The organism is Chitinophaga fulva (assembly GCF_012927205.1).
Taxonomy (GTDB): Bacteria; Bacteroidota; Bacteroidia; order Chitinophagales; family Chitinophagaceae; genus Chitinophaga; species Chitinophaga fulva.
In genome coordinates this window covers 1,555,638-1,569,573 of the sequence record NZ_JABBGC010000002.1, presented here as the reverse complement: position 1 = coordinate 1,569,573, position 13,936 = coordinate 1,555,638, and the positions used below count along the sequence as shown (strand labels likewise).

General features: G+C 47.1%; 10 protein-coding genes. 7 read left to right on the top strand and 3 right to left on the bottom strand.

What is annotated here, in order from left to right; genetic code table 11:
• The first annotated feature begins 25 nt into the window (after positions 1–25).
• From HHL17_RS22730 to HHL17_RS22720, 3 genes are all read left to right on the top strand, one after another.
• Entirely contained in the window at positions 26–2,440 is a 2,415-nt protein-coding gene (locus HHL17_RS22730) for a TonB-dependent receptor domain-containing protein (protein WP_169227077.1), read from the top strand.
• Between the two features lie 68 nt (positions 2,441–2,508).
• On the top strand, positions 2,509–4,092 hold the full coding sequence (locus tag HHL17_RS22725; RefSeq protein WP_169227076.1) for a hypothetical protein: 1,584 nt from the start codon (positions 2,509–2,511) through the stop codon (positions 4,090–4,092).
• Positions 4,093–4,227: 135 nt separating this feature from the next.
• Entirely contained in the window at positions 4,228–5,172 is a 945-nt protein-coding gene (locus HHL17_RS22720) for a pentapeptide repeat-containing protein (protein WP_169227075.1), read from the top strand.
• Here the strand turns inward: HHL17_RS22720 and HHL17_RS22715 are convergent.
• Positions 5,162–5,914 carry an ABC transporter permease gene (locus tag HHL17_RS22715; RefSeq protein WP_169227074.1) on the bottom strand — a complete coding sequence of 251 codons (753 nt, stop codon included), beginning with the start codon at positions 5,912–5,914 and terminating at the stop codon, positions 5,162–5,164. The two genes, HHL17_RS22720 and HHL17_RS22715, sit on opposite strands and share 11 nt — an antisense overlap.
• A gap of 11 nt (positions 5,915–5,925) precedes the next feature.
• Positions 5,926–6,855, bottom strand: a complete 930-nt coding sequence (locus HHL17_RS22710; RefSeq protein WP_169227073.1) for an ABC transporter ATP-binding protein — start codon at positions 6,853–6,855, stop codon at positions 5,926–5,928.
• Positions 6,856–7,043: 188 nt separating this feature from the next.
• On the opposite strand from HHL17_RS22710, the gene HHL17_RS22705 reads away from it, so the two are divergent.
• From HHL17_RS22705 to HHL17_RS22690, 4 genes are all read left to right on the top strand, one after another.
• The gene (locus HHL17_RS22705) at positions 7,044–8,135 is read left to right on the top strand and encodes a sensor histidine kinase (protein ID WP_169227072.1); all 1,092 of its coding nucleotides are present in this window, start codon (positions 7,044–7,046) and stop codon (positions 8,133–8,135) included.
• Complete coding sequence (locus tag HHL17_RS22700; RefSeq protein WP_169227071.1) at positions 8,136–8,834, top strand: LytR/AlgR family response regulator transcription factor; 699 nt, start codon at positions 8,136–8,138, stop codon at positions 8,832–8,834.
• Between the two features lie 300 nt (positions 8,835–9,134).
• Complete coding sequence (locus HHL17_RS22695) at positions 9,135–9,467, top strand: hypothetical protein (protein WP_169227070.1); 333 nt, start codon at positions 9,135–9,137, stop codon at positions 9,465–9,467.
• Between the two features lie 213 nt (positions 9,468–9,680).
• Positions 9,681–12,689, top strand: coding sequence for a sensor histidine kinase (locus tag HHL17_RS22690; protein WP_169227069.1), 3,009 nt, complete (start codon positions 9,681–9,683; stop codon positions 12,687–12,689).
• On the opposite strand, the gene HHL17_RS22685 is transcribed toward HHL17_RS22690, so the two are convergent.
• Positions 12,655–13,320 (bottom strand): response regulator, encoded by a 666-nt coding sequence (locus tag HHL17_RS22685; protein ID WP_169227068.1) that lies wholly within the window; start codon positions 13,318–13,320, stop codon positions 12,655–12,657. The genes HHL17_RS22690 and HHL17_RS22685 overlap by 35 nt on opposite strands.
• Positions 13,321–13,936: the final 616 nt, after the last annotated feature.

Genomic DNA, 13,936 nt, shown 5'->3' with positions numbered 1-13,936 from the left:
TATTGTATTCATTAAAAATACTGAGATGAGAGAAAAGATCGGAGTAATCCTGGTTTGCCTGCTGATCATGGCCAACAGCCTGCAGGCACAACAATCCAGAGTAACAGTTTCAGGGCAGGTAAGAGTGGCAGGCAGCAAAATGGCACTGCCTTTTGTGAATGTCGCACTGCGGGCAGTTAAAGACAGTTCCTTGGTGACAGGTACCATTTCACGGGAGGGTGGCAGATTTTCCCTGCCGGAAGTGAACAGCGGCAATTACCTGTTATTCATCAGCCATATGGGGTATCAGGAAATAACAAGGCCCTTATTGGTGGGACATCTCAGTAATTTCCTCGACCTGGGAAACATAGAGCTGGACCAAAATCAGCGGACACTGGGGGAAATCACGGTGAATGCGACCCGCGAGCCCATTTCATCAAAAATGGACAAAAAGACATTTACTTTATCCGATAATACCAGCCAGCGTGGCGGTTCCGTGCTGGAAGCCATGAAAAATCTGCCGGGTGTTACAGCCGGCCAGGATGGCAAAGTGCTGCTCCGCGGCAGCGATAAAGTGATGATACTGATAGATGGTAAACAGACGGCGCTGACCGGCATAGGTGGCCAGAGCGGACTGGATAACATTGCCGCATCTGCTGTTGAAAGGATTGAAATCATCAACAACCCCTCTTCAAAGTACGATGCCAATGGTAATGCAGGGATCATCAATATTATCTATAAAAAGGAGAAAAGAGAAGGCTTCAACGGCCAGGTAGGGTTAGCAGGCGGTTTGGGAGCATTGTGGGAAAAAAAGGGAAATTACCCGGGTATCAGGCCACAATATCAGGCCACTCCAAAGATCAATCCTTCCCTGTCATTGAACTACAGGAAGAATAAAGTCAACCTGTTTTTCCAGGGAGATAACCTGTATACCCAAACGCTGAACAAAAATGAATTTGTAGACCGGTTTTACGACCATGGCGATGTAGTAAGACAACAAACCAAAAGGAACCGGAACACCAACCTGGCAACAGTAAAAACCGGTGTGGACTGGTTCCTGAACGAAAACAATACGTTCACGGTTTCCGGCCTGTTCAGCAGCGAGAAAATTATAGACAGGGGCGATGAGCCGTTCTTTAATGCCGACTTAAGCGAAAGAAGACGGTTGTGGCAGTTTTTGGAAGATGAGGTGAAAACGACCGCCACAGCTGCCGTAAGCTGGCAACATAAATTCAAACAACCGGGCAGGGTGTTGAGTGCTGGTTTTAATTATACTTTCCACCGGGAAGATGAAAAGTATTTCTTCACGAACATCATGCCTGCTTTTACCGGCCTGGACTCGTTCAAGTTGCTTTCAGACGAACATGTGGCCGATCTGAACATCGATTATGTACATCCGCTGAAATACGGACGTTTTGAAATAGGAGCGAAATTCCGCAGGAGATATATTCCCACCAATATGCAATTCAAACCCGGGCTGCATTCCCCCCTCGATGTAAATGCCGGAGGCGAAGCCAGTTACGGTGAAACGATCCCGGCTATATATGGAAATTACATATTCGAAAGCAACCGGCTGGAAATCGAAGCAGGCCTGCGGGTGGAACATGTTAGCCTTGACTACTATGTGAATCCCAATCACCCTACCTATAAAAGCAACGGATACAGCTATACGCAACCCTTCCCCAATCTGCGGCTGGCATATAAATTCGATGATAATAATAAACTCTCCCTTTTTTATAACCGAAGAGTGGACAGGCCTAACGAAGTGGATATACGTATTTTCCCGAAATATGACGATGCGGAAATTGTCAAGGTGGGGAACCCGGGACTACGGCCGCAGTTTACCAATACTTTTGAACTGGGCTACAGGTCCAGCTGGAATGAGGGCTACCTGTTTTCTTCGTTGTATCACAAGAGAATGGATGCCACCATTACGAGGATTGGCAGCACCGTTCCCGGCAGTACCCTGATCTATAATATCTTCCAGAATGCCGGTAAGAGCTACAACAGTGGCGTAGAACTGATGCTGTCGCAGAAAGTCAGCGAACGGGTAACGTTTAACCTGAACCTCAACGGCTATCAGACCATCATTGATTCATTTTCGGTGGTGAATCAGTATCCGGTGGAGAATGTTTTTACGGCGGCAAGGGAGGAAATGTTCTCCGGTAATATTAAACTTAACGGGCTGTTTCGGTTGCCGAAGCAGGTACAGGCCCAGTTGACCGCCATTTACCAGGCGCCGGACCTGGTGCCGCAGGGGCGGACTTTCGCCCGCTTCTCCATCGATATCGGTGTTAAGAAGGGGATCCAGCATGGCAAGGGGGAACTGTATCTGAATGCCACCGATGTAGCCAATACATTGAACCTGAAAAAGGAGATAAAGGGAAAGGACTTCCGGTATGTCAGCACAGATTATTACGAAACGCAGGTGTTCCGGCTTGGCTATAATTACAAGTTCTGATGTATTTGAAGGCAGGTAATTGCACCGCTTTCCTTATCTTACAGCGCTATTTATGGCTTTAGATACTTATGAACTGCACATTTTTCAGAGGCCTGTTACCGGGTCTGTTATGCTCCATTGTTTTGCTGGCTGCCTGTCATGAGGGCAACAAAAAGACCAGCAACAAACAAACAACGGCGAAAGCCGCGAATGCGGACTCGCTCCACAATAAATCCAACGGGGAGTTTTTACCCACAAAAACATATGTTGAAGGTATCGTCAGCAGAAGAAAGGCGATCGCACAACAGCTTCCGGGCATCAGTCCGGAAGCTGCGGTGAAACTATACAATTCACTGGTACTGTATGTAGATACCGCCCTGGCCGGCATATCGGCCAATGAATCGGTGTGGCTGGACAAATATGTCAATTATTATTCTGAAGAAAAGAAGAAAATAGTGCCGCCAGACAGTGTGCAGCGGGCCGTTGATCTGTTGGCTACTGCCGGTATTGAACCCTGGGGCATCGGTGAAGGCTATACGGAATTACGTACCGTCCCCGTCTTTTATACCCAGCTGTTTAAGACCTCGCTGCCTGCTGATTACCGCAGTTACCTGCAATTGAATGCGGATGAAGATACCGTGTTGTACAGTGCAGATGCGGGACTGAGCGTATCCTTTAATCAGGTAGGCCTGCGGACGCTGAACTGGGAACAGTTCCTCGAAGCATATCCCAACAGCATCCTGTCTGGCAATGCTAAAGAGAATTTTGAACGCTACTGTGAGGATTATCTTTTCGGTGAGGATAATACGCCTTCTTTTGAGAACTGGCAGGAGATTGGTTCGCTGAACCAGGAGAATAAAGAAGAATACCTCTCTTTTGTACAAAAACATGGCAACACCAGGACCGCCGCTATTGTCAAACTTTTCCTGGAAAAGGTAGGCACGGAAAAGTCTATGGATAACCTGAAACAGGATATCAGGAAGGAGATCAAACAGGCATTTGCAGAACATGTAGCGCTATTGCCCGCGCAGGCCGACTTTGGCCCTGCTCAGGTAGAACAGCTGACCAAATCCGTCTATGATACTGTTCCCGATGAAGTGGCGGATAATAAAGTATCCCGTGCGCTCGACTCTATGCAGTATTTCCGGCATGATGGCAACACTTACTGCCTTGCTGCATTCAGGAATGAAATAAAAGACGGCGGTGCGCCGGCGGCTGGTTGGGTGGATATCTGGATATTTAAAAACAGTAATGGCAGCTGGCAACATACGGCCCACCTGCTGAATGCCGGCGGTGGAGGTATGTATGGCAGTTCCGGTTATTTTAGTGACCTCGTTAAGCTGGGCAGCCACAGCACAGGCATCGTGATCTCAGGCGGCATCACCCATATGGGCTCCAACGTTTTCTGGGACGATGTGCTGGCTTTCTCCAATGATAAGCTCAGCTCCGCTTTTTCACTTGTCCGGGACAATGCCTATGACAATGGCGCCGGCACCCAACATTGCAGCTATAACAGGTGGCAGATGCAGCCCGTAGCACAGGAAGAGAATTACCGCCTGGTGATTATTGCTGGCAGTTGTCTGAATGGGAACCTGCCGCTGGAAAAGACCATTGTACCGTTTAAGAACGGAGCGTATAATATCCCTGATAAATTTAAGGACAGAGGCATCTAGCTGCTTCATTTTAGGGGAATACCACTGGTAGTTGTCAGATAACAACAGCATGTAATGCCACTACAACTAACAGGTGCCGCCTTTTTATGATACTGACGCAGAACGGGGTTATCTTTGCTGTGAAAAGAAGTATCCATGGAAGCTAAAACGATTGGCAGCAAAATAGCCAAAGCACGAAAAGAGACCAATATGTCTCAGGCACAACTAGCCCAGCAGTTGTTTATCAGCCCGCAGGCTGTCGGAAAATGGGAGCGTGGGGAATCCCTTCCGGATATTATCACCATTAACCGGCTCGCGGAGATACTGGGTGTAGACCTGAATTACTTCTCAGAGAATTTTGAATCCACAAAAGCAGATGTTGCGCTTGCAGCACCTGTTACCGGTAGCGACTATACGGAGCCAACCATGCCCGTGGAAGCTGCTCCCTCCGGTAAAGAGGAGCGGGCGCTGATAACAGACTTCACCGGCACCGACCTGTCCGGGACAGATTTTGCCGGGGTGATGGCGCCTAAACGAAAATTCAATGCAAGCAATTTACGTGGTTCAAACTTTACCGGCGCAGACCTGACCGGCTGTTCGTTTGTAACCTGTGACGCGAGTGAAGCCCGTTTTGATGAAGCTAATCTCACAGACTGTACCCTGTCCATTGTTAACCTGACAGACGCCAGTTTTAGCAGGTCCATTCTCGTACGTACTACTTTCAGTAAGTCTGAACTGATACGAGCAACATTCACGGATGTCAAACTGATAGACGTAAAGCTGGACATCGCCGATCTCAGAACGACCGTCTTTAAGAACTGTGTCTTTAGTGGCGTGGATTTCAGACGTTCCGATTTGCGGGGACAGTGTTTTGACGGACAAACCTTTATTGGCGTCAGGTTTGACCGGGCGACGCTGAACGAGGCCATGTTTAAGGGCGCAACATTCAAAAATGTATCTTTCCGTCCGGCTTTTGCGCTGACAAACAAATACTACCGTGCCATTGGGACGATTAACTTCGAGGGCGCCACGATGGACAAGCTCACCTATGCCGCACTAAAGGGGATGGGCGCGCGCCTTGGAACTGTCACTATCCTCTGAACCGTTTTGTAAAGTCGAAATAGCTCAGCAGCGTAAGAAACAGGAAAACGCATAAACTGTAAATTTCATTTTTGGCGAACAGGTGCTGGCCGGGGTATTGATAAAACACGGTCAATAGCCCGTCGATATATGGAAAATAGACAGCTTGCTCCATCTTCCTGAAAAGCAGGACAGCGATACAGATACCAGTCAGCCCAATGCCGATATTGATAAACATATTTTTGATACGGAAGCTTAGCCAGAAGTGAATGGCCAGTATGCCGAGGAAAGCAGTCCATGTTCTGCCTGCCAGGTAAAATATCCCGCCGATGTCTGGCTGATGATGTAAAAAGCCCATTTGGGGAAATGCCAGCCCCAGCAGGATCCCATCGAGGAAAAAGAACAACAGGAACAACACATAGAGCAATGAGAGCAGGAGCAGGGCCATCAGCAGTTTGTTGACATAAACCGTACTTTTTTGCAGCGGTAAAGTAAGCAGGTACTTCCATGCATTGTACTTATGCTCTATGTTCATGTACATACAGGTGGTCATGATGATCACCAGCGGACCTACGAACACGGTAAATCCTTTAATGGCTTCCTTCCAGAATAGCGGCCAGGGATCGCTATGGGAGGCTATGACGTCTTTTGCATGATCTATAAAATCAAGGGTGGTTAACAGGGGAACAAGGAAGGTGGCCGTTACAATCAGCCATAAGATAAAATTGTGTTTGATTTTTAGTATTTCTGTACGGAATAGCATGTTGTTGGTTTTTATCGGTTATTCTCTGCTATAAAATTGATAAACGTATGTTCGATGTCTCTGCCGGATACGGCCAGCAGATAGATGTCCAGGCCTGCTGCCATCAGTAGCTTCGCTATCGCTGCTACCTGCTCCTTGTTTTCAAATGGCACTTCGAGCAGGTGCTGTTCTTTGCGGGCAACAGGGTACTTTTTCTCCAATAACAAGCCGGCCGAGAGGTTGTTGCTGGTCTTAATCTGAACGATGTGCGCGTTCCGGTTGATCTGTTTAAGTTCTTCCAGCGTACCCTGGAAAATCAATGTCCCTTTATTGATAATGCCGACATGGGTGACCATCTTTTCTATTTCAGACAACAGATGGCTGGATAGAAAGATGGTCATCCCCAGTTCCTTGTTGAGACGAAGCAGCAGCTCCCTCGTTTCGATAATGCCTGCGGGGTCCAATCCATTGACCGGTTCATCGAGTATCAACAGGTCCGGATTTGAAAGCAGCGCGAGCGCCACGCCCAGCCGTTGTTTCATGCCCATGGAATAGGTTTTTACCTTCTTATGGGCAACGTCTGTCAGTTTTACAAGCGCCAATACTTCATTGGTCCTTTCAGGGGCTGTTTTCCGGATGGTCCGGGTAATTTCAAGATTGTCCCGGCCGGAAAGATGCTCGTAAAGAGACGGTTGTTCAATGAGGGAGCCAATCCGGGAAAGTATCGGGATACGGTTTTCTGTGAGACGGTTTCCGAAAAGGGTGATGGATGGAGCAGGTTCCTGAAGCAGGCCGAGTAATAAACGGATGGTGGTCGTTTTCCCGGCACCGTTAGGGCCCAGAAAGCCATAAATAGCGCCCTTTTCTACTTTTAACGATAAGTTTTTTAGCAGCGGTTCTTTTTCACTGAAACCGAAGTTCAGATTAACGGTCTCAATAATACTATTGGGTGATCGTTCCATGGGTTGAATATTTTCGGTGGATAGAACAAATGTAGCGCCCACAGTGGGCGTGGGGAAACCGGTAGGCCGGAAACAGCCGGTAGCCTGATGAACAGCCGGAATCCCGGGACGAGATGTTTGGTGGCTCCTGGGCGGAAGGAGGAGCTGTAGGTTAGTCACCCTTTTCATGCCTTCTGAAAGGCATTTGGGTGCATCTGTCAGCAACTGTTGCTACTTTAGCCAATTTTCTGGATATTCGTCAGGTGAAGCCAGTAAAAGATATCTTCTACAAAGTAGTTGAGAAGGGCGTTGGGTTGCATGTTATTTTTGTGGGCGCGCTGTTGTTTGTGTTGTCAATTGTTACCTTCTCAAGCCGCTATGCAATATCCCTTATTCCCAGGGCGATATTCAGCTTTTTTTTGTTGTTGGCCTGTGCATACACTGCCAGATGGATTTGCCGCAGATGGCTGTTTAAAGACGGTTGGGCGGTATTGGTGCTATTGTATGTGGTGGCTGTTGTTGGCTTTTCTGTGCTCGGCGTGGCAGGTTATATGTACCTGTTGGATTTTAAATTCAATGCGGATGACTATAAAATATTCTTTATCGGGATACCGGGATTTGTGGTGATGTTTTTATTTGGCGGAGGATTGGTGACCATCAGCAGATTTGCCAGGAGAACGCTGCTGTCCGAGGCATTGATCAGCCAACAGCAGCAGCAAGGTGAATTGAGCTTGTTGCGTGCTCAGATAAGCCCGCATTTTCTTTTTAATACATTGAATAACCTGTATGGGCTGTCCATCACAGATCATAAAAAGATGCCCGGATTATTGTTGATGTTGTCTGAACTGTTGCGTTACTCCGTATATGAAACCGGGCAGCAGTGGGTGCCCCTGGAAGACGAAATAGCCTATATCCGTAATTATATTGAACTGGAGAAGATCAGGGTGGAAGACCGGTTAGACCTCCACCTGCAGCTGTGCGACGGGCATGGACAGGTAAAGATCGCGCCGATGTTACTGATCGTGTTTGTAGAGAATGCTTTTAAGCATTCAAAGAATACGACCGGGAAAAAAATACAGATAGCGCTGTCATTAGCGGTGGAAGATGATGGTATCGTTTTTTCCATAGGAAATAGTTTCGGCAACTATAGCCATGAACATCCCGGTGTGAAAGAGGCTTCTGGTGTAGGGATAGCCAATACCATTAAACGGTTGGACTTGTTGTATCCGGGGGAATATTCGCTCCATCAGCAAAAAGAGCAGCATTACTACAAAGTAGAGCTGCGGCTTAAAGTAAAATGAATGAAGAAGATCAAATGCCTTATTGTGGATGATGAACCCATTGCAAGACAGATTATAGCTGGTTATTGCAATACCATTCCATCCCTGGAAATAGCTGGCGCTTGTGGGAACAGCTTTGAAGCACGGGAAATGATGACCGGCGGGGACATTCAACTGCTTTTTTTAGATATACATATGCCCGTGCTGGATGGCATCGCCTTCCTGAAAACCATTAAACACCCGCCACAAATTATTTTTACCACAGCCTATAAAGAGTACGCTGCTACCGCTTTTGATTTAGCGGCGTGTGATTACCTGGTTAAACCCTTCTCGCTGGAGAGATTTATCATCGCGGTAGACAGGGCCATGGAACGGCTCAGTGATGCCTCGCCAGATGATAGGGTGGCGGAAGACGGATATCTCGTCTTTAAAACGGAAGGCAAAATCTACAGGATCAAATATGAGCAGCTGCTATATGCAGAGGCGAGCGGGAACTATACCCGGGTAGTCACCACGGAGACAGTTATAGTACTGAATATGTCATTTACCAGTGTGGAAAAGGTTTTGCCGGGAAGTTATTTTGTCAGGGTGCACCGGTCTTTTATCGTCAATAAATCGAAGATATCGCTTATCCAGGGGCAGACCATTTTCCTGGATAAGGTGGAAATACCCATCGGTAAAAACTTCAAAAGAGGGTTGTTTAATATTCTTGGATTGTAATTTGGCCACGCAGGCCGGTAATGTCTTTTTTTGACGATTTGTTTTTTTTGATTAATTTCATTTAGAGAATGCGGACGAATATGATGACCTTGTAATGCTTGACAGCGCTATGATAACCCCGATAGGAAACCCGTTTTTGTATTCAGTAAAAAAACTCCTTTTAAATTTGGACTCCTGACTATTTTATTTGGTCCTATTTAACCCTATTTCACCCCACTCCAATCCTTTTATATAATTTCTTCCTGTATACAGGAATGATTCCTTTTGTTTTATTCATTATTCACCTCAAAAATTTATTTTATGGGTATTATCGTATTCTATGAAGGCAACAATGGAACCCAGAACATTGTACAGACTGTTGAAGACACCGCGGGACAGAATTTCCGCCCTGTTAAAAATGACGAGATCCGCTCTATGAAACTCTATGGCGTACGCAGGGACTGTCAGATTACGGTTTTTGATTCGCCGGATGGCGCCATGAATGATGATTTCGCTATTGTCAATGTAAAAAAGATATCGCCGGAATACACCGTCAATACGTTTGAACGCAGTTATGAAGATGATACGGTGGTGGTGTCTTTTATACGTAATAACGGCCTGGACGGCAAGATCTCCCGTATAAAGATTGATTAAAGCAGATAAATCTCCGTCAGGCTAAACATACCGTGTTTAGCCTGACTATCTTTTGAAGAAACCCCTCCCGAATATGCCGACAGAATCTTTCTAATCTGATTTTAATTTGCTGCCGTATGTATATCTTTGCTGGGCCTAAAAATTTACACGGCCGTATTGTCCTGTTGTTCGATGAACCTTATCTTTTGTATTCACCTATGCTTGCTGCATCTTATGCCGGCGATTCCCTCTGCCACGGCAGACACAACGGCGCGTTATTTTGTCAAACATTTTACCGATGAGGATGGCTTGCCGCAAAACAGCATCAAAGGCATTGTGGCGGATAAGAACGGCTTTCTGTGGCTGGCTACGGAAAATGGCTTAACGAGGTTCGACGGTAGTTACTTCTTCAACTTCAGCAGTGATAACCTGCCAGGACTGAAAAGCAGCCGGATGGCGCGGATTTACCCTAACGATACGGCTATCGCGGTGGAAAACGATATCGGGGAAATACTCACTGTCACGCAGAGCACGGTAAAGCATATAGGAAAAGAACTGCCGGGATATCAATACCAGCAATACAAAGACACCAAGGATGATTATTATCCGGTCCGGGGATGGCCTGACGATTACGGGGCACATTTTGCGAAAATACGTCCTATAGTGATTCCACAAACCGCGGAAGGCTATTTCTCAATACAGCATGATACGATCTCCCATGTAAGACAGGGGAAAGTGGACTACCGCATTGTTCAGCCGCAGTTGGAGTTGCAGCGTTTATTCGTGAGCGATAGCAAACTTTTTTACCTGAATAAAGACGGGCATTTCATAGGGTGGGAGCGGGACCGGCCGGCAAAGATATCGCTTGCCGGAGAGCTGTTGGCTGACCCAGCCTTCAGCAAATGCAAAATGGAACTGTTCTGGAACCCGGCCGCACGGCAGGTTTTCGTGTATACGGACCATGCCTGTTATCTGCTACAGCCGGAACCGGAGGGGCGTATCCGTGGTTCATTGGTGCTGCGTGACTTTGATCTGCATCATGCCTACATTACCTCCATCTATTACGATCAGCAGAACAGCCGCGTTTTCCTGGGCAGCTCCACCAAAGGCCTCTACGTTTGTACAAGGCAACAATTTACTGTCCATAAGTCCAATGCTTCCGGCCAGGAAGTTTTTTATGCGCAGGCGCCTTTTCCCGGCAATGCGGTGGTGACAGCCTCTGGCCTCAGCTTTAGCCACAATGGGCAATACAACTGGCGCCCCTTGTCATTCAATAATGAAAGCACACTCGAAAAATATACACTGGCCCGGGATAAACAGGGCAGGTACTGGGGCAGAGCGGGGAGGGAACTGATCTGCGTATCGCCGGACTTCAGCAGGGTGTTACACAAAATTGAATTGCCTTATCTTATTGGCCCTGTCAATGTTGACCCCGATGGAAATGTCTGGATAGCCGGGAAATTTCCAGGGCTGTACTACCTAAAAAACGCTGACCCCGGTCAGGGATTACAATTCCTCCCCGCCAGCGTGAATGATGTTACCTATATCAAAGAGGGAAAAATCCCGGGATTAATGTGGGTTGGCACCGGCAAGGGGCTATACCGCGTCCATCTGCCGTCAGGGCGTACAGACACCATCAAGGGAATGGAAGAGGGGTGCGTACGCAGCATCTACATTCCCAAACAGCGGGAAATCTGGATCACGACTTACAACAAGGGCGTTTTCGTGTACCGGAATGAAAAGCTGACAGCCCTGCCACTGGACCGCCAGCGGTATATGGCCACCACCCATTGTATTACGGAAGATACTGATGGTTACTGCTGGCTGACCACCAACAAGGGCCTGTTCCGGGTCAGCCGCCAGGACGTACTGGACTACGCAGACGGGAAGCAGCGCGATTTGTTCTATTATTACTTCGGGAAAGACCAGGGCTTCAACACCAACGAATTTAACGGAGGCTGCCAACCCTGCGCCTTAAAGTATGACAACGGTGACATCTCCCTGCCATCTCTCGATGGGCTGGTACAGTTTACGCCATCCGCCATCCGGATGGAGATGCCGGACAAAAGCATATTCGTTGACTGGATGGAACATAACCTGAAACTAACAGCACCAGGGGAGCATTTTGAGTTGCCGAACAACTTTAAAACCTTCCGGTTGCATATCAGCTCTCCTTATTTTGGTGATCCGAGGAACCTGTATTTTTATTATTGCCTGGAGAAGGACGATTGGCAGGAGGACCAGGTATGGTTACCGGTGAACAGCGACAGGACCATCACCTTGTCTTCCCTGCCATCAGGGCATTATCGTATCCGTGTCCGGAAGCTGAAAGGATTTGGCAGAGACCAGTATGTTGAAAAGGTGATCGCTATCCGTGTACAGGAAGCATTTTACGAAAGGGGATGGTTCCGGTTATTGGCATTGGGTGTTTTGATCTGCCTGATCATCGTCTTGTACAAAATGCGTATCAGGCGTATCCAGGAGCAAAATAAATTACTCGAGTTAAAGGTATTTAACCGCACCGAGAAGCTACAGGAGACGATGGCCATTCTGCAGGAGTCCGAAGAACTGCTGCGTAAGCAAAGCCTCATGCATAAACACCTGCTCACGGCCATTACCCACGATATTAAAACGCCGTTGCGGTTCCTGCTGCGCGTCAATAATAATGAACCGTCGTCCGACAGGTTGCAGGAGGAGGAAATAAAAACGGTCACTTATGAGAGCCTTTACCGGATGCATTACCTGGTGGACAACCTGATACATTACATGCGTACCACCTACCAGACGGGCGATTTCTCCGAAGAAGTCATAGACCTGCCCTGGTTAGTAGAAGAAAAGATGTCCATTTTTAAACCAGTGTCCGATTCAAAAGGCATTCAGCTCATCAACCATGTTCCGCCCGGAACGAGAGTGGTGACTAATAAGCTGTTGCTGGCGGTGGTGCTGCATAATTTGCTGGACAATGCGGTAAAATACACTGGTCGCGGAAGCGTCTCCATATCAGTAGAAAACGGAGAGAAGATGCTGACAATACACGTGTCAGATACCGGTAGCGGCATGCCGCAGGCTGTAAGGGACTGGATCAACCATCCGGAAAATGACGGCACCGGACATGCGGGTAGCACAGGCATAGGCCTGATACTGATCAAGGAATTGCTGGCCATGATCAACGGCCGGTTGATAGCCCATCCAGGCGATCTTAACGGTACTATACTTTCACTACAGCTTCGCCGGAATGACTAGCCACCTGGTACATCTGCGCCTTTTCCACTAAAGCGATCACATTTTTTACGCCTGTCTTTTCAAAGATGCGTGCTTTGTAGGTGCTCACCGTGGTGAGCTGCAGATGAAGTATTTCCGCAATTTTTATCAGCGGAAGCCCTTTGGTCAGCAGGTTCATGACTTCTACTTCACGGCCGGAAAGCACGGAGAAGGGATTGGGACGATGGTCCTGCTGCTTAGTGTATTTATTGATCAGTTGTTCCCGGACAGCCCTGCTGATATATCTTTCACCCGCAAGGACCGTATTGATGGCCGTTTTGAAGTCATCATCCGGAGAATTTTTCTCAATATAACCATCAGCGCCTGTCTGAAGATATCCCAGCGCATACATGATTTCTTCATAGGCAGAACAAATCAGTATCCGGATATCAGGCTGACGGAGCTTCACCGCTTGTATCATCTGCAGGTTGTTGCCACCGGGCATATTAATGTCCAATATCAGCAGGTCAAAATGCTGAGCTTCAATAGAAGAGATGGTTTCATCAAATGTTTTTGCTTCTGTAACATGCATGTTACCAGGCAGGGAGCAGATAATTTGTTTAATGCCAAGTCTTACTATCGAATGGTCATCTGCTATCAATACGTGTATCATTTCCGTTTCAGGTTAGGGCGGGAGGGTTGCATAGATCGTTTGTCACCACTAAAATAATACATTTTTCTTCGGATGTATGTGATTGGTTGTAAATTTTTTTTATGATATAATCATGACAGAACAGCCGCTTAAACTGTTTACAGCCCCTGTTTCCCAAATACTTGCAAGAAAGTATGTAGTATAACTACTACGCATATATTGAAGTGTTACTACAACCTGTCAAGAATAGTTTCTCTACTTTCGTTAACAGAATTGTTCCGTTGAGTCATGTGAACACTTCCGGTGATTTGTAGGATGAACTAGATGTGAACAACAATGTGAATTGTAGGATCAATCAATGAGGCCCGTATCCTTTTTAAAACTTAACACTTTCCTATGGGGAATTTTTACGCGATTACATTACATGCGGATTTTACCGTCTTACATTGTCTCAAAAACCATTATTCGTAAAACCAATACTGTCTGTGTTTGATCGATACCAGCCAAGGAGAGTTGTCTGCTGGTATTAACCATCAACCATATCAAGTCCTGAGCTATAAAGATTCCCAAAAGAATCATACCCGGTCCTATGTGTGTAACACAGCGGTCCCGGACACTTATTACCCAATGTTTACTG

Excerpts from the sequence above, each read along its gene's own strand:
- HHL17_RS22730 (WP_169227077.1), top strand. The coding sequence starts at position 26 with ATGAGAGAAAAGATCGGAGTAATCCTGGTTTGCCTGCTGATCATGGCC.
- HHL17_RS22725 (WP_169227076.1), top strand. The coding sequence starts at position 2,509 with ATGAACTGCACATTTTTCAGAGGCCTGTTACCGGGTCTGTTATGCTCC.
- HHL17_RS22720 (WP_169227075.1), top strand. The coding sequence starts at position 4,228 with ATGGAAGCTAAAACGATTGGCAGCAAAATAGCCAAAGCACGAAAAGAG.
- HHL17_RS22715 (WP_169227074.1), bottom strand. The coding sequence starts at position 5,914 with ATGCTATTCCGTACAGAAATACTAAAAATCAAACACAATTTTATCTTA.
- HHL17_RS22710 (WP_169227073.1), bottom strand. The coding sequence starts at position 6,855 with ATGGAACGATCACCCAATAGTATTATTGAGACCGTTAATCTGAACTTC.
- HHL17_RS22700 (WP_169227071.1), top strand. The coding sequence starts at position 8,136 with ATGAAGAAGATCAAATGCCTTATTGTGGATGATGAACCCATTGCAAGA.
- HHL17_RS22695 (WP_169227070.1), top strand. The coding sequence starts at position 9,135 with ATGGGTATTATCGTATTCTATGAAGGCAACAATGGAACCCAGAACATT.
- HHL17_RS22690 (WP_169227069.1), top strand. The coding sequence starts at position 9,681 with ATGCCGGCGATTCCCTCTGCCACGGCAGACACAACGGCGCGTTATTTT.
- HHL17_RS22685 (WP_169227068.1), bottom strand. The coding sequence starts at position 13,320 with ATGATACACGTATTGATAGCAGATGACCATTCGATAGTAAGACTTGGC.